The organism is Gordonia sp. ABKF26, from assembly GCF_041103195.1.
GTDB lineage: Bacteria > Actinomycetota > Actinomycetes > Mycobacteriales > Mycobacteriaceae > Gordonia > Gordonia terrae.
In genome coordinates, this window is record NZ_JBGCVZ010000003.1 from 1,973,208 (window position 1) to 1,990,919 (window position 17,712).

General features: G+C 67.8%; 14 protein-coding genes. 1 reads left to right on the forward strand and 13 read right to left on the reverse strand.

Annotated features, from left to right (window positions below; translation table 11 throughout):
- Positions 1 to 45 precede the first annotated feature (45 nt).
- The 7 genes from AB4Z55_RS09160 to AB4Z55_RS09190 form a co-directional block, all read right to left on the reverse strand.
- Positions 46 to 1,137, reverse strand: coding sequence for a cellulase family glycosylhydrolase (locus AB4Z55_RS09160; RefSeq protein ID WP_369519595.1), 1,092 nt, complete (start codon positions 1,135 to 1,137; stop codon positions 46 to 48).
- Between the two features lie 35 nt (positions 1,138 to 1,172).
- The gene (locus AB4Z55_RS09165; RefSeq protein WP_369519596.1) at positions 1,173 to 2,297 is read right to left on the reverse strand and encodes a glycosyltransferase family 4 protein; all 1,125 of its coding nucleotides are present in this window, start codon (positions 2,295 to 2,297) and stop codon (positions 1,173 to 1,175) included.
- Positions 2,294 to 3,853 carry an oligosaccharide flippase family protein gene (locus AB4Z55_RS09170; RefSeq protein ID WP_369519597.1) on the reverse strand — a complete coding sequence of 520 codons (1,560 nt, stop codon included), beginning with the start codon at positions 3,851 to 3,853 and terminating at the stop codon, positions 2,294 to 2,296. The genes AB4Z55_RS09165 and AB4Z55_RS09170 overlap by 4 nt, the downstream gene beginning before the upstream one ends.
- On the reverse strand, positions 3,843 to 4,799 hold the full coding sequence (locus AB4Z55_RS09175; RefSeq protein ID WP_369520992.1) for a glycosyltransferase family 4 protein: 957 nt from the start codon (positions 4,797 to 4,799) through the stop codon (positions 3,843 to 3,845). The genes AB4Z55_RS09170 and AB4Z55_RS09175 overlap by 11 nt, the downstream gene beginning before the upstream one ends.
- A 32-nt stretch (positions 4,800 to 4,831) precedes the next feature.
- On the reverse strand, positions 4,832 to 6,232 hold the full coding sequence (locus AB4Z55_RS09180) for an O-antigen ligase (protein ID WP_248643280.1): 1,401 nt from the start codon (positions 6,230 to 6,232) through the stop codon (positions 4,832 to 4,834).
- A 138-nt stretch (positions 6,233 to 6,370) separates the two neighbouring features.
- Positions 6,371 to 6,997 carry a DUF4262 domain-containing protein gene (locus tag AB4Z55_RS09185; protein ID WP_101822612.1) on the reverse strand — a complete coding sequence of 209 codons (627 nt, stop codon included), beginning with the start codon at positions 6,995 to 6,997 and terminating at the stop codon, positions 6,371 to 6,373.
- Between the two features lie 91 nt (positions 6,998 to 7,088).
- Positions 7,089 to 7,556, reverse strand: coding sequence for a MarR family winged helix-turn-helix transcriptional regulator (locus tag AB4Z55_RS09190; RefSeq protein ID WP_004023580.1), 468 nt, complete (start codon positions 7,554 to 7,556; stop codon positions 7,089 to 7,091).
- A 151-nt stretch (positions 7,557 to 7,707) separates the two neighbouring features.
- Here AB4Z55_RS09190 and AB4Z55_RS09195 point away from each other — a divergent pair, with 151 nt between their 5' ends.
- Entirely contained in the window at positions 7,708 to 8,931 is a 1,224-nt protein-coding gene (locus AB4Z55_RS09195) for an MFS transporter (RefSeq protein WP_004023579.1), read from the forward strand.
- Between the two features lie 69 nt (positions 8,932 to 9,000).
- Here the strand turns inward: AB4Z55_RS09195 and AB4Z55_RS09200 are convergent, their stop codons facing one another.
- The 6 genes from AB4Z55_RS09200 to AB4Z55_RS09225 form a co-directional block, all read right to left on the reverse strand.
- Positions 9,001 to 10,212, reverse strand: a complete 1,212-nt coding sequence (locus AB4Z55_RS09200) for a NarK/NasA family nitrate transporter (RefSeq protein WP_101822610.1) — start codon at positions 10,210 to 10,212, stop codon at positions 9,001 to 9,003.
- Complete coding sequence (gene narI, locus AB4Z55_RS09205; protein ID WP_248643277.1) at positions 10,209 to 10,958, reverse strand: respiratory nitrate reductase subunit gamma; 750 nt, start codon at positions 10,956 to 10,958, stop codon at positions 10,209 to 10,211. Before narI ends, AB4Z55_RS09200 begins: the two co-directional genes overlap by 4 nt.
- An 8-nt stretch (positions 10,959 to 10,966) precedes the next feature.
- The gene (narJ, locus tag AB4Z55_RS09210) at positions 10,967 to 11,632 is read right to left on the reverse strand and encodes a nitrate reductase molybdenum cofactor assembly chaperone (protein WP_004023576.1); all 666 of its coding nucleotides are present in this window, start codon (positions 11,630 to 11,632) and stop codon (positions 10,967 to 10,969) included.
- A complete protein-coding gene (gene narH / locus AB4Z55_RS09215; RefSeq protein WP_064570043.1) occupies positions 11,629 to 13,320 on the reverse strand; it encodes a nitrate reductase subunit beta in 1,692 nt (563 codons plus the stop codon). Before narH ends, narJ begins: the two co-directional genes overlap by 4 nt.
- Complete coding sequence (locus AB4Z55_RS09220) at positions 13,320 to 17,036, reverse strand: nitrate reductase subunit alpha (protein ID WP_369519598.1); 3,717 nt, start codon at positions 17,034 to 17,036, stop codon at positions 13,320 to 13,322. The genes narH and AB4Z55_RS09220 overlap by 1 nt, the downstream gene beginning before the upstream one ends.
- A 128-nt stretch (positions 17,037 to 17,164) precedes the next feature.
- Positions 17,165 to 17,506, reverse strand: a complete 342-nt coding sequence (locus AB4Z55_RS09225; protein ID WP_004023573.1) for a hypothetical protein — start codon at positions 17,504 to 17,506, stop codon at positions 17,165 to 17,167.
- Between the last annotated feature and the right edge of the window lie 206 nt (positions 17,507 to 17,712).

Below are 17,712 nucleotides of genomic sequence, written 5' to 3' on the forward strand. Positions count from 1 at the left end.
CGACGCGGGCGGGCGTGGCGCGTGTGCGAGAGACGATCTCGCGCGTCACCGGCCCGCGAGCATCGTGTACGCCTGCTTCGGGGACCAGTCGCGACGGACCACGCCGAAGTTGTGTTCGAGGTTGTTCGGATCGGTGCCGGCGTCCCGAAGCGAATACACGAACAGCGGACCGAGCCAGGGCGCGTCGGTCTGGGCGCCGATGGCGATCGCAATGCTCTGCGCCTGAACCTCTTCGGTGACGGCGTTGGTGCCGGTACCGGTCGGCGCGCCGAACTCGGTCATCCAGATCTTCTTGCCGCCGTCACCCGCCGCGACCATCACGTCGCGCATGTCCCACATCCGCGCCGCGGTGCTCCACGACGCGGCAGCCGGGTCGTTGGGCAGCGCCGGGTACGTGTACGGATGCACGCTCAGCGCGTCCAGGGACCGGTTGTACCCGCCCTGATACAGCGAGCGCACGAACGTCAGCGGCGCGATGTCGCGGCCGTTGTCGGTGCCGGGCGCGAGGCCGCCGGAAATCACCGCGGCGCCCGGGACCGCGCTCTTGATGGCGGCGTACGACGCGGTGAGCAGACGGCCGTACTCCCCGGCGTTCGCGCGCGGGAGCCAGTAGCTCGCCAGGTTCGGCTCGTTCCAGATCTCCCAGACGGCTATCGAGTCGGCGTACCGCTGCGCCGCGGCCGCGGCGAAGGAGGCGAAGACGGCGGGGTCGGCGGGACGGTAGTGGCTGTTGCGGGGGAAGTCGGACGCGCGCGCCGCCCACAACGGGGTGTAGGTCACCAGGCCCAGCGGGCACATGCCGTGCGCGACGACGGCGTTGACGACCCGGTCGATCGGGGCCCAGTTGCGTTGTCCGCGCCGCGGTTCGACGACCGACCAGTCCACGTCGAGGCGCACCGCCCACATGCCGAGATCCTCGGCGACCGACAGCTCTCGATTGAGGTCCGCATCCGACGCGCCGAGCAAGGAGGCGCCCGGGGAGGCGGCGACCTGGCGATCCCCTCCTGCGAGTGAACACGCGGCCGGTGCCGAATGGGCATCGCTGCGCACCCACACGATGGCGGCGAGGGTTGCGATGAGGATGCACACGTACGCGAGTGCCGACCGGGTGGCCCGACCGTGCAGGGACGGTGTCATGGATGGTGCCTATCTGACGAGACGCGCCTCGGGCGTCACAGGGCCCGGCCGCGGACTTCTCCTCGGCCGGACAACAACTCGTCGAGCATACGCGGTAAGGTCGCCGACTTGTCGTGACCGTCGGCGATTCGACGACGAGCCTCCGCGGTCAGCGAACGGCGCAGGTCGGCGTCCCCGAGGACGCGGTTGATCGCGGCGGCCAGCGCGGCGGGATCCGACGGTGGGACGAGGACCCCGGCACCGTCACGCAGGAACTCGGTGGTGCCGCCGTGATCGGTGCCGATGACGGGTTTTCCGTAGGCCATCGCCTCCAGGACCGACAGCGGCCCGGCCTCCGGTGTCACGCTCGCCGAGAGCACGACATCCCACCGTTGGAGCGCGGCCCGTAGGTCGGTGTGACCGAGGAACCGGACGCGTCCGGCGAGGTCGGGTTCCCCGGCCCGATCCCGTAGCGCGGCAACATGATCGGCGTCCCCGGGAAACGATCCGCCGGCGAACTCGAGGTCGACGTCCGGCAGTGCGGCGACAGCGTCGAGCGCCACGGCATGTCCCTTCCACGGGGTCAGCAGGGCCAGCATCCCGACCACCGGCGGGTCGTGCAGATCGGCCGGCAGGGCGTCGACCGGCCAGGTCACCCCGTTGTGGGCGACCACGACCGGCAGACCGAGTTCGGCGAGGGGGACCGCTGTCGCCTCCGACACCGACACCGCGCGCCGGATCACGGGTGCGCTGACACGCAGGACCGCGCGCTGCCGGCCCGACGACAGGGTGTCGTGGACGAGCCACGAGACGCGGCCCGTGGGACGGGCGATGCGTGCCGCGGGGAGCGCGAACAACGAGTTGACGATCGTCGAGGCGCCGGTCGTCCGCGACACCCGGCGCAGGATGCGTCCGGCCCGGACCCAGTCGACGACCAGTCGGCCTGCACCCGCCAGACGCGCCACGCCGCGCTCGCCGCTGAGGCCGAGTGGGGGGATGGCCACGTGATCCACCCCGGCCGGGAGTCGCCCGGGAAGCGGGCCGTCGGGACTGACGACTCGTACCCGGTGGCCTCGGCCGACCGCGACGTCGATGAGATCGAGCATCACCTTCTCGGCGCCGGAGACCTGACCGGTGTGGGCGACGAAGACGATCGTGTGCTCGGACGCGGGACGGCTCATCGGGCCACCTTCGTGTGTCGGCCGGGAGGCGCGGTCACCGCCCGGATCAGCAGAACAGCGGGAGCGGCGACGATCAGCGCCGCCCCGGCCGAGACGATCGGCCAGGGCACGGAATGCGCGACCCAGACCCCGAGCGCGCACGCGCCGGCGGTCAACGAGACCAGTGTGATGAGCGTGCCGAGTGGGAGGAGTCCGGTGATCGGCAGGGTCCGGCCGATCACCACCCACAGCGCCACCGCCGCGACGGCGAACGCGACGACGGTGGAGATCGCGGCCCCGTCATAGGAGTACCGCGGGATGAGGATCACGTTGAGTCCGACGTTGAGCGCCAGACCGCCGATCGCGATCCACGGGTACCGCTTCGCGTGACCGGTCGATGCGAGCAGGAAGATGCCGAGCACGATGAAGGCGGTGATCGCGGCGCCCAGGACGAGCAGTCGGGCGGCGTCGGCGCCGACGACGAATCGATCCCCGTACAGAAGTCCGATGATGGGTCCGGCGCTCGGCCAGAAGGCGGCCACGGCCACGGCGCCACTCGCGGCGAAGACGGCGGCCGCGCTCCGGCACCGCTGACGCAGGACCGCCGCCTGGCTCGGCCAGGCGGCGACCAGCAGGGTGCTGATGGGGCCGATCGCGGCGAGGATCAGGGTGTCCATGATGTCGGAGAACTTGTAGCCGATGCTGTAGATGCCGACCGCGTCGAGTGAGTCGAGCAGGCTCAGCAGCAGGACGTCGACCTTCTGCAGCGCGATGGTCAGGGCCAGGCCGAGTGCGAGCGGAAGGGCATCGGAGAGCATCGGTCGCCAGCGCGACCACTCGACGATCCGCGACGGGCGCAGCCCCGACGACCTGCGCATGATCCCGACGACCTTGATGACCAGTGACAAGATCTCGTTCGCGACCGGGGCGAGCACGAACACCAGGAGCGCCGGCGCGACCAGCACGGCGGCGATCGTCAGGGCCAGCTGTAGTACCTGTCCCAGGCTCTCGGCGATGGCGGTGAGCAGCAGGCGGTGCCGACTCTGGAAGATGACCGTGAGAGCCTGTGCGGGCGTGGCGAACACGACGACGAGACCCGCGACGGCGGTCGCGCGGACGACGTCGCCGGGATACTGCAGCACGATCACGTAGACGACGGCGATCAGGTAGCCGAGGAGGCCGAGTACCAGCCGCAGCGCGATGAACGCCGAGGACGTCTTGGCCACGTCGTCGGGATCGCCGGAGATGAGCCGGGCCATCACGGCGCGGCCCACTCCGAGGTCGGTGAAGATCGCGGTCAGCCCGAGGAGGGCGAACACGAACGAATAGGTACCCCAGTCCTCCGGGGACAGGGTCCGCGCGATGAGAACGCTTCCGGCCCAGCCCAGAGCCGCGATCACCAGACGACTCACCAGCATCGCGATCGTCGCCCGCGTGGCGGCCCGCGCGTCCGAGGCGGGGTGCGGGCCGGGTTCGTCGGTCGTTTTCGGCCCGCCGGCCCGGGTCTCCAGCTCGGCTTCGGCCTGCTGTTCGACCAGTACGTCGGACGGCAGCGGGCCGGTGACGTCAGAGCTCACGGCGCTCCCGGGCGGGTATGTCGATTCCGGATGCGCGGTAGGCCTCGACCGTGCGCCGGGCGGTGGTGTCCCAGCTCAGCGCCGACGCGACGGCGGTACCGGCGGCGACGAGCTCGCTTCGTGCGGCATCGTCGCGCACGAGCGGTTCGAGGGCGCGGACCCATTCGTCCTCGTCATGGCCTCCGACGAGGGTGGCGCCGTTCCCGACCACCTGGGGGAGCGCGCCCACCGCGCTCGCGACGACGGCGCCCCCACAGGCCATCGCCTCGACGGGCGGCAGGCCGTAACCCTCGTAGAAGGAGGCGTAGGCGGTCACGGTCGCTGCGGCGTAGAGCGACGGCAGGTCCTCGACGTCGACGTAACCGAGACCCACCGCCGACGACGGCGCATCGGGTCCCGTCGAGCCGGCGCCACCGAGCACACACGGGATGTCGAGACGTCGCGCGACCGCGGCCACCAGTTCCACGTTCTTGCGGGGTTCGACGGTACCGATCTGCATCACGAAGCGTTCGGGCAGATCGTATTTCGCCCGGACCCGCTCGATGTCGGCGTCCGACGGTGGACGGGCCCACTCCGCGGGCGCGAGTTCGGTGACATATGCGTCACGGCCGCACGTCTCGCGGATCCGTTCGGCGGTGAACTCGGACACGGCGATCAGCACGTCGGCGCGTCGAAGCGACGTGCGGACGAGTACGGATTCGCCTGCGGCGCGGAACCTGCTCGATGCGGACGGCATGTCGAGCACGGACAGGTCATGGACCGTCGCGACCGTCGTGGTCGGCCCGGCGATCGGGAGATCGACGTCGAGGCCGTGGAAGACATCCGCCGAACGGATGGGCAGGACGCCGAACACCGCGCGCCGGACACCGTCGGCGACCGGGCGTCCGACCGGGCTGATCGTCGGCGGCAGTTCGTCGACCGCGTCGGTCTGGACCACTGCCGACAGCGGGGTGCCGGTCAGGTGCGCCGGCAGCGCCCTCAGGAGTTCGCGGATGTAGGTCTGGACTCCGCTGCCTCCGGGACGAAGTGCAAGCGCACCGTACGTGATTCGTGTTGTGCCGTCGCGCATCCAGCAGCTCCCAACAGTAACCAGAAGAAGAAGTCGAGCGGGAAGATCTCGAAGTAGGTGGCCACCAGGCAGGCCACCATCGCCGCGACCATCGATGCACTCACACCCAGGACGAAGGCTCCATCCGGGTCGGGCATTCGGCGCGAGTACTGCACGCACCAGATCACCGCGGTCACGATCAGCGCGAGGAACAACCACAATCCGATCGGTCCGAGTTCGAGGAGCAGCTTCACGTAGTAGTTGTCCGGCTGATAGTTCTTGGACAATTGCTGCACGGTACCGCCCGCGCCCGCGGTGATCGTCGTCGTCGTGTCGCCCCGGGCTGCCGACAGCGCGTCGGCGGCCGATCCGCTCGACGCGAGTCCGGTCCCCAGCGGGTGCACCCAGATGCTCGCGAAGATCTCACCCCACCCGGAGCCGCGCTGACTCAGGCTGCTCGAGTTGAAGAACACCTTGGTGATGCTCGAGGGCAGAAACGGCAACGCGACGACGGCGACGACGCCGAGCGCGATGAGTGGGGCGATGAGGCGACGGAAGCGAAGAGCGGCAAGCCAGATCACGCCGACGGCGAGGCCGAGGATCGCCGCCCGCACCACCGACGTGGCCATGGTGACGGCCATGACCGGCCAGCAGACGAGGAACAACTGGTTGCGTCGGCGTCCGGTGTCGGACAGCGCGACCGCCCCGCCGACCAGCAGCGCGAGCATCACGAAGAGCCCGAACCCGAAGGGCTGGTTGAACGTGCTGAATGTGCGGAACAGCGGACCGCTCGTCCGGACCTGCTCGCCGAAGGTGTAACCGAGTTCGACCAGTCGGGCCGGGCCCAGGATCTGCTGCCCGATCCCCACGACGGTGGTGAGGACACCGAGCGCCATGATGATCGAGACCAGGCGGTCGCGGTCGAGTGCGTCGAACGGTGTCAGCCAGAGCGCGAGGACGACGAACAGGTAGAAGAAGGTCACCTTGACGCCGTACAGCCCGATGGGGCCGTAGACGTAGAGCGCCGACACCACCCCGAACGCGACCAACACCGCCGCGGCCGGCCACCACGGCATGTGCAGCGGCGGACCCGTGCGGTCCACGGGGCGGAGGCGACGATTGGCCGCGCAGATCAGCGTGAGTGCGAGAACGCCTTCTTTCCACGCCGAGGCGACGCCGGGCACCGGAGCGATGTCGAGAAGGCCGTCGAGCGGTGTGAGGGCCGCCAGGATCAGCAGACCGCGCTGCGGACGCCGGTAGACGACGGCGACGAAGGCGGCCGCGAGAACCAGGGCGAGGAGGACAGCGACCACGACGGGGAGGTGCGCCACGCCGACCTGCCTTTCCACCTGCCCCCGTGGTCCGTTCCAGCCCCCGAGTACCCATGGTGGCACCTCGACGGTCCGTTTGTCCGGGGCAACACGGACACACCTTGCCCCGGACCACGCCGGACCGCTCTGCACCGCAGGTCAGTGACCCGAGATGCGCCGGCCTTTCCGCGGGCGGGTCCGCTCGGGCCCGTATTCGGTTGTGAGAAGGCGCGGTTCCCCGAGCGGGGGATCGAGGAGTTGCGGCATCCCCTTCACCGGCTGATGCATGGGCAGCAGGGTGTAACCGTCTTCCCAGGGGAGGTGACCGTGGTCGTCGGGCCAGATCACCTGCAATTTCGGATGATCCGGGAACAGCAGGTTCGCCAGGAGCAGCTCGTCGTGGTCGAGTTGTTCGATGAGGCGTACGGTCACGGCGACCGTCTGCAGGGGGATGTCGGTCTGCGCGGCGACGAGATCGCGCCAGTCCTCGCGGTGGAGCAGGCTGCCGAGTTCGTTCAGGACGTGGGTCGCGGTGAGCGGATCGACGCCGTAGATCGAGAGCTCGGGTATCGAATGCAGGGACAGACCGGCGGTATAGGAGTAACCGCACTCGGGCTGGAGTCGGTCGGAGAGGGTCGGGGCAATGCGTGCGTCGAACTCGGGCTCCGGTTCGCCGACCGAGGTCACCTGCCAACCGCAGCGCCGAATGGTCTCGATGGTCGATCGGATGACGGGGTTGGGATGCCACCTGGGCAGACCTCGGATCGCGGCAGCGTGGTCTGACATGGATCGCTCCTTTGTTCGACGGGTGCGATCATGACACCACGGGGTCCCGACAATTCCCGGGCGGCGCCGACCCGGGCCCCGACGCCAGGGCTCAGCCTGCTCTGCTGGGCGCCGGCGCTGCGGGTAGTCGATGCAGGGCCTCCACCAACGGTGCCAGCTCCGGGATTCGGCGGGCGTCGTCCAGTGCGGTGCGCAGGGTGGAGTCGTGCACCGGCCGGGCGGCCCGCAACAATTCGCGTCCGCTGTCTGTCAACTCGGTGTAGATTCCGCGCCGGTCGTCGGCGCAGATGATGCGTCGCAACAGGTTTCGATCTTCGAGGCGGTTGACCAACCGAGTGGTGGCACTCGAGCTGAGGGCGGCGGCGCGAGCCAGCTGCGCCATCCGCATGTGCCACCCGTCCTGTCGACTGAGGGCGTCGAGGACGGTGTACTCCACCACCGACAGCGCATGTTCACGCTGCAGCGCGCGCTCGAGTTCGGTGTCCAACGTGCCGTAGAGCGCGGCCAGGGTCCGCCAGCCCTGCGAGCGGATCTCCACTGCGTCGTCTGCAATCCCCATGGTGTCCTCTGTGTCGCCAGCACCCGTCGTCGGGCGCTCGTCCAGATTAGCAGCTTGCACCGATAGACGGCGCGTGCAACTATCTATGGCGCGTATGCAACTAGTGCACACGCTTGCTATCGGTGTTCACAACAAACTGGAAGGGGCGAGCATGCCCATCGGACTTCTCGCGCTCGCGGTCGGTGGATTCGGGATCGGACTCACCGAGTTCGTGATCATGGGCCTTCTCCCGGAGGTCGCCGCGGAGTTCGGCGTCACGGAAGCGGTTGCCGGCTACCTCATCTCGGGCTACGCCCTTGCCGTGGCAGTCGGCGGCGTCGCGCTGACCGCGGCCGTCATACGGTTCGATCGGAAACGAGTGCTGATGGCGCTGATGATCTTGTTCATCGGCGGCAACCTTCTCTCCGCCGTCGCGCCCACCTACGATGCGATGCTGGCCGGCAGAATCCTGGCGGCCCTGTGCCACGGTGCGTTCTTCGGAATCGGTGCGGTCGTCGCATCGAGCATGGTCGGCCCGGCCAAACGCGCGGGTGCCGTCGCCATGATGTTCGCCGGACTGACCGTCGCCAACGTGCTCGGTGTGCCCTTCGGGACATTCCTGGGACAGCAACTGGGATGGCGTTCCACCTTTTGGGCCATCACCGCCATCGGCATCGTCGCGCTGGTGGGAATCCTCACGCTGGTGCCCGACACCACCGAGGGCCACGCGGCGCCGACCAGCCTCCGCGCCGAACTCGGCGCATTCCGATCCACCCAGGTATGGCTCTCCATCGCCATCACGATCCTGGGTTACGGCGGGATGTTCGGCGCATTCACCTACATCGCCTACACCCTCACCGACGTATCCGGGTTTGCGTCATCCACTGTCCCTTGGCTTCTCGTGATGTTCGGGGTGGGCCTGTTCATCGGGAACCATGTCGGCGGCAAGCTTGCGGATCGGGCGTTGACGACCTCGCTCACAGCGACATTGGCCATCCTGACGGTCGTGCTCATCGTCTTCGCGGCAACCGCATCGAGCCAGATCATGAGCGTCGTGTCGCTGCTGCTGATGGGCGCATTCGGCTTTGCGACAGTGCCGGCGCTGCAGACCCGCATCATGAATCACGCTGCCACCGCGCCCACTCTGGCATCAGGTGCGAACATCGCCGCGTTCAACATCGGCAACGCCCTCGGTGCCTGGATCGGCGGAATCACCATCGCTGCCGGTCTCGGCTACACATCACCGATCTGGGCGGGTGCGGGCGTGACCATCCTGGGCCTCGCAGTCCTGCTGTTCGCCACTGTGCTCCACGGCCGAACGACCCGAACCGAGACGCTGCCCGCCCCGATGACCATCGACCCGCAGGCTCAGCGCGCGCAGGCCGAGCGCGCGTGAGGTCTGGCGTCCGACCTCCAACGCATTGGCTTCTACGGGTCGAGCGCCATGATCTCCGACGAACTCCGGTCAGGTGTCGGCGCGCTGCCGGATGCCGAACACGGTGAACAGTGCGGCGCACGTGGCGAAGACGACCAGCAGTGCGAGTCCGATGGTGTAGCTGTGAGTGGCCGCGTCGTACGTCGCGCCCATGAGCATCGGGGGGAAGAACCCGCCGAGTCCACCGAGTGCGCCCACGATTCCCGTGACCGACCCGACTCGTTCGGCGGGAGCGGCCTGGGCGACCCAGCTGAAGACCGAGCCCGAACCGAGCCCCATGCAGACGGCCATGAGCACGAAGTCGATGCCCGCCGGTATCTCGACGGGTGGTTTGGTGATCATCCAGACGGCGAGTACCGCGGCGCCGCCGCACGAGATCACCGTGATGATGCGTGGTCCGAAGCGGTCGGACAGGATGCCGCCGACCGGGCGAGCGATGACCGCGGCGATCGCGAACCCGGCTGTCCGAGTACCCGCTGCCTGCAGGTCGAAGTCGTACACATCTTTCAGGTACGTCGGCAGATAGGTGCTGAACGCGACGAAGCCGCCGAATGCGGCGGCGTAGAGGAATCCGAGCTGCCAGGTGATCGGCAGTTTGGCCGCACCGATCAGTTTGGGGACCACCGAGTCGTGGGACGCGGCCCACCTGGGTGAGTCACGCATGAACAACCAGCAGATCACGGCGACCACCGCGAGCGCGACGGCGATGATGATGTGCGTCGCGACGTACCCGAACCACGACACGAAACGCGGAGTGAAGAAGGCCGACAACGCCGTTCCGCCCATGCCCGCACCGAAGACGCCGGTCGCGAACCCGCGCCGTGACTTGTCGTACCAGGCGTTCACGAACGGGATGCCGACCGCGAAGGTCGTCCCGCCGATGCCGAGGAAGAACCCCGCCACGAGGAGCAGGGCATAACTGGCGAAGTGTCCGGCGGCGGCGACCAGCAGGACGAAGGGGATCGTGACGACGAGCAGCACGGTGAACATCAGGCGTCCGCCGAACCGGTCGGTGAGTGCGCCGGTGAGTATCCGGCCCAGCGAGCCCACCAGGATCGGGATGGCGACGAGGATCGACTTCTGGGTGGCGCTCAGGTCGAGCTGGTCGGTGTAGACGACCCCCAGCGGGCCGATGAGGTTCCAGGCCCAGAAGCTGATCGCGAAGGCCACGGTCGCCAGGACCAGGTTCTTGGTCTGCCCGGCGGCGACGGAGGGCGGCGTGGCGGTGGTCTCGGTGGTCATCGATCACGATCCTTCACTCCGACGGGCGCCCATCCGGGGCGGTACGGCTGATTGCCGGGCGCGCCGCGACGGTCGCGACTCCGGTACACGATGTAGGGGCGGAACAGGTAGTGCACGGGCGCGGTGAAGATGTGCACCAACCGGGTGAACGGCACCATCGCGAAGAGCAGCATCCCGATCAGTATGTGCACGTGGAAACGCAAGGGCGCCTCCGCCATCGCTGCGACGTCGGGCTGCAGGACGAACAGCGACCGGAACCACGGCGACACCGTCTCGCGGTAGTTGACCCCCTCGGCATGGGGATCGAGGGTCCCGATCAGGGTGATGTAGGTGCCGACCAGCAGCGCGGTGACCAGCACGAGGTACATCGCCTTGTCGTTGCGCGTGGTCGCCATGAACACCGGCCCCACCGTGCGTCGCCGGTACACCAGCATGCCGACCCCGACGAGCGTCGCGACCGCGGCGAGCAGTCCGAAACCGCCCGCGCCCCAGTGATACAGGGTCTCCGAGACGCCGATGGCCTCGGTCCACGACTCGGGGATCAACAGTCCGATCGCGTGGCCGATGATCACCACGAGCACGCCGTAGTGGAACAGGGGTGAGGCGATCCGCAGCAATCGCGACTCGTAGAGCTCCGACGACCGCGTCGTCCACCCGAATTTGTCGTAGCGATACCGCCAGATGGTTCCACCGATGAGCAGTCCGAGCGTCGCGTAGGGCACCACGCCCCACAGGAAGATGTCCATGCGTCACCTCACGCTCGGGTCGGGTTGATCGGCAGCAGTCGGGGATCGAAGGGTTCCAGGCCCACTGTCTCGGTCTGCGCGGGGCCGCACATGGCCAGCGCCGCGGCGCGGTCGGGCGGGGACGGGGTGGGCAGGGTCGCACAGACGGCCTGCACCGCGCCGGCGTACGGCGACTCCGCGTCGAGGAGCGCGAACCGGATCAACTCCAGTGCCGCCCGGTGCTTCTCGAGTAGTTCGACGCCGCGGACCGGATCGGCGCGCGCGCTGAACTCGAGCACGATGGGCAGATGGTCCGGCAGCTCGCCGTGCAGGTCGACGAGGAACCCGCTGTCGCGGTAGGCCTGCTTGAACTCGCCCAGCGAGGTGCCCCGCCGACGGGTGTCGCCGTCGGACCAGTACGACAGGTAGAGCGTGTGCCGCTTGGAGAGATCGAAGATCTCGATGTAGTCGCGGCGCAACGTCGTCGGATCGCCGTCTGCGAGGTGATCGATGGTGTGCCGCAGCAGGTCTCCCGTGTCTGGATCCTCCTGCTCGTCCAGGGCGGCCCGCATCAGTTCGACGCGGCCGAGCACCTCGTCGTCGGGGTAGCTGAGGCACCACGACGCGATCAGCCGGACCACGTTGGGCTCGGCACTCGTCCGCGGTCGCCGGTCGAAGACCCGCAGGCCCCTCATCGCGTTTCCTCGCCCGGCGTGGTCGACGCGCTCGAGATGCGTTCGGGGAAAAGGCCGGGCGGGGCTCCGTTCCCGTCCCAGTTGAGCAGGTTCGTCCGACCCGCCATCGTGTGCTCACCGGCCGCGGTGTCGGTGTTCTGCCGCTGTTTGAGCGCGTGGAAGGTCTCCACCGACACCGGCGCCGGGCGTCCGCTGGCCTCGCCGAACGGTGAGGAGTCGAACATGCCCGGTCCCTCGTCGTAATCCAGCGAACAGCCCATCTCGTCGAGCTTCTCGGCCTGCTCGAGATGCGCCGTCGGGATCACGTAGCGATCGTCGTACTTCGCGATGGCCATGAGGCGGTACATCTCGTAGATCTCTTCCTCCGTCATCCCCACCGCGGCCGGGATGTCGGCGTCGGGCTCGCGGCCCAACGTGACATCGCGCATGTACGAGCGCATGGCGGCCAGGCGGCGCAGCACCGTGTCGACGACGGCGGTGTCACCGGCGGTGAACAATTCGGCCAGGTACTCCACGGGGATGCGGAGTGCCTCGATGGCGCCGAAGAGGGTGCCCGCGCCCTCGGCGTCGTGACCCTGCTCGGCGAGCAGGTCGACGATCGGCGACAGCGGCGGGACGTACCAGACCATCGGCATGGTGCGGTACTCCGGATGCAGGGGGAGTGCGACACGGTACTTCTTGGCCAGCGCGTACACCGGGGATCGGCGGGCGGCCTCGAGCCAGTCGTCCGGGATGCCGTCCCTACGGGCGGCGGCGATCACGTCGGGATCGTCGGGGTCGAGCATCAGGTCGAGCTGGGCCTCGTAGAGGTCGCGTTCGTCCGGGGTCGACGCGGCCGCCGTCACGGCATCGGCGTCGTAGAGGAAGATGCCCAGGTAGCGAAGTCGTCCGACGCACGTCTCGGAACAGACGGTGGGTTGCCCGACCTCGATGCGCGGGTAGCAGAGCGTGCACTTCTCGGCCTTGCCGGACTTGTGGTTGAAGTAGATCTTCTTGTACGGACAGCCCGTGATGCACTGCCGCCAGCCGCGACAGCGATCCTGGTCGACGAGCACAATGCCGTCCTCGCTGCGCTTGTAGATCGCGCCGGAGGGGCAGGACGCCATGCAGGACGGGTTCAGGCAGTGTTCGCAGATGCGCGGCAGATAGAACATGAACGTCTGCTCGAACCCGAACTTCACCGCATCCTCGGACTCACGACGCAGCTTCTCGACGATGGGATCGCGCTTCGCGAGTTCGGGTGCGCCGCCGAGATTGTCGTCCCAGTTCGCCGACCAGGTGACCTTGGTGTCCTTGCCGGTCAGCAGCGATTTCGGACGGGCGACGGGGAAGTCGTCGCCGAGCGGGGCGTCGATCAGGGTCTGGTAGTCGTAGGTCCAGGGTTCGTAGTAGTCCTCGATGGTCGGTTGGACCGGACTCGCGAACAGGGTCAACAGCTTTCGGATCCGGCCGCCTGCACGCAACCGCAGCCTGCCGTTGCGGTTGAGGACCCATCCGCCCTGCCAGGTGTCCTGGTCGTCGTAACGACGCGGATATCCCTGTCCGGGGCGGGTTTCCACATTGTTGAACCACACGTACTCGGTGCCGGACCGGTTGGTCCAGGCCTGCTTACAGGTCACCGAGCAGGTGTGGCACCCGATGCACTTGTCGAGATTCATCACCATCCCGACCTGGGCCATGACCCGCATCAGTACGTCACCTCCTGGCTGCGTTTGCGGATGGTCGACACCATGTCGCGTTGGTTGCCGGTCGGTCCGAGATAGTTGAAGGCGTAGGACAACTGGGCATATCCGCCGATCAGATGAGTCGGCTTCACCAGCAGCCGGGTCGGCGAGTTGTGGATGCCGCCACGGCGACCCGTCGCCTCCGACTTCGGGACGTCGATCGTGCGTTCCTGGGCGTGGTGGACGTAGCAGACCCCGGCCGGCATGCGGTGACTGACGATCGCGCGACAGACGAAGACGCCGTTGGCGTTCACGCATTCGATCCAGTCGTTGTCGGCGACGTCGATCGAGGCGGCGTCCTGGGGGCTCAGCCAGGCGATCGGACCGCCGCGCGACAGCGACAACATGAACAGGTTGTCCTGGTACTCGGAGTGGATCGACCACTTCGAGTGCGGGGTCAGGTATCGGACCGTGATCTCCCGCGACCCGTCGGCGCCGAGCTTCGGCTCGCCGAACAGACGGTGCATGTCCAGTGGCGGACGGTAGATCGGGAACGACTCGCCCATGTCGATCATCCAGTCGTGATCGAGGTAGAAGTGCATCCGCCCGGTGAGGGTGTGAAACGGCTTGAGTCGCTCGATGTTCACGGTGAAGGGCGCGTACCGGCGACCCCCGGTCTCCGATCCGGACCACTCCGGCGACGTGATGACCGGCACGGGTGCCTTCTGGGTGTCGGCGAAGCGGATCCGCTTCTCCTCCGACCCGCGGGCCAGATCGTCGAGGCGGAACCCGACGCGTTGCTGGAGCTGTTCGAAGCCGGCCACTGCGAGTTCACCGTTCGTGGTCCCCGACAACGTCAGGATCGCCTCGGCGAGTTTCTCGTCGGTGTCGATCGCCGGTCGTCCGTCGCCGGCGCCGCCGAGCATCACGCCGTTGGATTCGGCGAGCTTGCGGGTCTGCTCCTCGAGCGGGTAGGTCACGTTCTTCACAGTGAAGCCCAGGGTGTCCGCGAGCGGGCCGATGGACGCCAGCTTGTCCGCGATCGCGGTGTAATCCCGTTCCACGACACTGAAGTTGGGCATGTTCCGGCCTGGCTGCCCGGCAACGCCGTCCCGTTGCCAGTCCAGAACCCGGCCGTGTGGTTGCGCCACCTCGCCGGGGGTGTCGTGCAGCAGCGGCACGCTCACGAGGTCATGACGCGTCCCCAGGTGTGTCCGGGCCAGGTCGGACAGCTTGCGTGCGAGACGGTGGAACAGGTCGAAGTCGGACTTGGCCTCCCACGGCGGGTCGATCGCCGGGGTGAACGCATGGACGAACGGATGCATGTCCGTCGAGGACAGGTCGTGCTTCTCGTACCAGGTCGCGGCGGGCAGCACGATGTCGGACAGCAGCGTGGTCGACGTCATCCGGAAGTCCGCGGACAGCAGCAGGTCGAGCTTGCCTTCGGGGATGTCATCGTGCCAACGGATCTCGTTCGGCCGTGGGGTGTCGGGGTTCTCGGTGCCCAGCACGTTGTGGTGGGTACCGAGCAGAGTGCGGAGGAAGTACTCGTTGCCCTTCGCCGACGAGCCGAGCAGATTCGACCGCCACAGCACCAGGGTGCGCGGCCAGTTCTCCGGGGCATCGACATCGGTGATGGCGGGTGTCAGATCGCCGTTCTGCAGTCGTTCGGCGACGTAGGCGGCCGCGTCGGTCGCCTCGCCGCGGTCCACGGCCGCGGTTGCCTCGTCGGCGACATCGAGAGGGTTGGTCGAGAACTGGGGATAGAAGGGCATCCAGCCGAGCCGCGCGGATTGGGCGATCGCGTCGGCCGTGTGCTCGTGGTCCATCGTGCCGCGCGAGAGCGGAGAGGCGAGTGACGACGTCGAGTAGCCGTCGTTGCGCCACTGCCCGGTGTGCATGTACCAGTACGACGTCCCCGTCATGGTCCGCGGCGGCCGCGTCCAGTCGAGGGCGTTGGCCAGCGAGATCCAGCCGGTGATCGGACGGCACTTCTCCTGCCCCACGTAGTGCGCCCAGCCGCCACCGTTGCGACCCATGCAGCCGGTGAGGATCAGCAGGGACAGGATCGCCCGGTAGGTCGCGTCGCCGTGGAACCACTGGCAGATCCCGGCGCCCATGATGATCATCGAGCGGCCTTGCGACTCCTCGGCATTCGCGGCGAACTCCCGCGCGACCCGGATCGCCGCAGCCGCCGGGACGCCGGTGATCTCGGCCTGCCAGGCCGGTGTGTACGGCGCCGATACGTCGTCGTAGCCGGTGGGCCACTCGCCGGGGAGCCCGTCCCGCGCGACGCCGTACTGCGCGAGCATGAGGTCGAATACCGTCGTGACGAGCCGTCCGCCGATACGCCGCGCGGGCACACCTCGCCGGACCACCGCACCGCTGCCGTCCGGGGCGTCGAAGACGGGGAAGGCGACTTCGACGGACTCGGCCGCATCGCCCATCAGCGTCAGCGCGGGGTGCGCGCCGTCGAGATCGAGATTCCACCGACCCCTGCCGGACTCGGCATACCGGAACCCCATCGAACCGTTCGGCACCACCGGCTCGTCGCGTCCCTCATCCCAGAACACCGTCTTCCAGACGTCTTCGGACGCGGCCTGTTCCGGGCCGGTCAGCTCGTCGGCGGTGACGAACTTGCCTGCGACGAACTGCCCCGGTCGATCGTCACCCTGCTCCTCCAGATGGATGAGGAACGGGAGGTCGGTGTACCGGCGCACGTAGTCGTCGAAGAACCCGGTCGAGCGCTGGACGAAGAACTCGGTGAGGATGACGTGGCCCATCGCCATCGCGAGAGCCCCGTCGGTGCCGGCCTGCGCGGGTAGCCATTCGTCGGCGAACTTGGTGTTGTCGGCGTAGTCCGGGCTGACCGAGACCACCTTGGTGCCGCGGTAGCGCACCTCGGCCATCCAGTGCGCATCCGGGGTCCGGGTCACCGGGACGTTGGAACCCCACATCATCAGGTAGGTCGCATCCCACCAGTCCCCGGACTCGGGGACGTCGGTCTGGTCGCCGAAGACCTGTGGACTGGCCACCGGGAGATCGGCGTACCAGTCGTAGAACGACGTCATCACGCCGCCGATGAGCTGGATGAACCGGGTCCCGACACAGTGGCTGACCATCGACATCGCCGGGATGGGCGAGAAGCCTGCACAACGATCGGGGCCGTAGGTCTTGATCGTGTGCACGTGCGCGGCCGCGGCCATCTCGATGGCTTCGTCCCAGGAGACGCGGACGAGCCCACCCTTGCCTCGGGCCCGCTGGTAGGAGCGTCGGCGCATTGGATCCCCGACGACGTCGGCCCAGGCCAGGACCGGATCGTGCAGACGCTTCTTCGCCTCGCGGTACATCTCGACCAGCACCCCGCGCGCATAGGGATGCCGTACCCGGGTGGGGGAGTAGGTGTACCAGGAGAAGGCCGCGCCACGGGGACATCCGCGGGGTTCGTATTCGGGCCGATCCGGGCCGACCGACGGGTAGTCGGTCTCCTGGGTCTCCCAGGTGATGATCCCGTCCTTGACGTAGACCTTCCACGAGCAGGAACCGGTGCAGTTGACCCCGTGCGTGGACCGCACGATCTTGTCGTGGCTCCACCGGTCGCGGTAGAAGACGTCACCCGCCCGACCGCCGTCCCGGAAGACGACGCGACGATCGTCGGTCTCGTCCCATCGGGTGAAGAATCTGCCGATGTCCAACAGTGCGGTGGCTGCAGAACCCTGTACATCTTCTGACCGGGTCATGTGCGTCACCCTACAAAGGGTCCGTCGATCTTTCCGCGCGAATTGCGGATTCGGTCAAAAGCGGCTGGATTGTTTCCGCAGAATACATTCACCGATCATGTGGAGAACACGACTGCGGTCGCCGTGGATCAGCGGGTCGCCACGGTCAGCAGGATTGCCGAGTCCTCTTGTGCCATCAGGCCATGTCGTGTCGACGGTATCGTCACCAGATCGCCTTCGGCGCCCTCCCAGCGGATGTCGGGGTCGCCATCCGCCGAGGTCAGGACGACTCTGCCGCGCAAGACCTGCAGCGTGGCCTCGGTGGGACTCTCGTGATCGGACAGCGCCGCGCCGGCGACGAGCGCGATGACGGTCTGGCGGAGATGGCGAGAAGAGTTGCCGTGCAACGTATGTGATGATCGGCGGCTCGACGCCTCGCGTGCTGAGGTGAGGAGCTGGTCGACGAGTTCGGGCAGATGAGTCGAATCCACGTGTACACCATGGCATCGCTGCGTGGCGTCGGCACGGCGTTCCGGAGGATCGAGCCCGGTTCGTTGTCCACGCCCGATCGCCCGGGCGGGCGCCACATACTAAATAGCGCACACATTCATTGCGGAAATGGTCCGACATTCCCACCGGAGCAATTCACCGCAATGCGAAATGAGACGTTCTCTCGAATGCGTTTCGCCGTTGTTCA

Bases quoted from the DNA above. Each gene is read 5' to 3' on its own strand.
- AB4Z55_RS09160 (WP_369519595.1), bottom strand. From the start codon at position 1,137: ATGACACCGTCCCTGCACGGTCGGGCCACCCGGTCGGCACTCGCGTAC.
- AB4Z55_RS09165 (WP_369519596.1), bottom strand. From the start codon at position 2,297: ATGAGCCGTCCCGCGTCCGAGCACACGATCGTCTTCGTCGCCCACACC.
- AB4Z55_RS09185 (WP_101822612.1), bottom strand. From the start codon at position 6,997: ATGTCAGACCACGCTGCCGCGATCCGAGGTCTGCCCAGGTGGCATCCC.
- AB4Z55_RS09190 (WP_004023580.1), bottom strand. From the start codon at position 7,556: ATGGGGATTGCAGACGACGCAGTGGAGATCCGCTCGCAGGGCTGGCGG.
- AB4Z55_RS09195 (WP_004023579.1), top strand. From the start codon at position 7,708: ATGCCCATCGGACTTCTCGCGCTCGCGGTCGGTGGATTCGGGATCGGA.
- AB4Z55_RS09200 (WP_101822610.1), bottom strand. From the start codon at position 10,212: ATGACCACCGAGACCACCGCCACGCCGCCCTCCGTCGCCGCCGGGCAG.
- narI (WP_248643277.1), bottom strand. From the start codon at position 10,958: ATGGACATCTTCCTGTGGGGCGTGGTGCCCTACGCGACGCTCGGACTG.
- narJ (WP_004023576.1), bottom strand. From the start codon at position 11,632: ATGAGGGGCCTGCGGGTCTTCGACCGGCGACCGCGGACGAGTGCCGAG.
- narH (WP_064570043.1), bottom strand. From the start codon at position 13,320: ATGCGGGTCATGGCCCAGGTCGGGATGGTGATGAATCTCGACAAGTGC.
- AB4Z55_RS09220 (WP_369519598.1), bottom strand. From the start codon at position 17,036: ATGACCCGGTCAGAAGATGTACAGGGTTCTGCAGCCACCGCACTGTTG.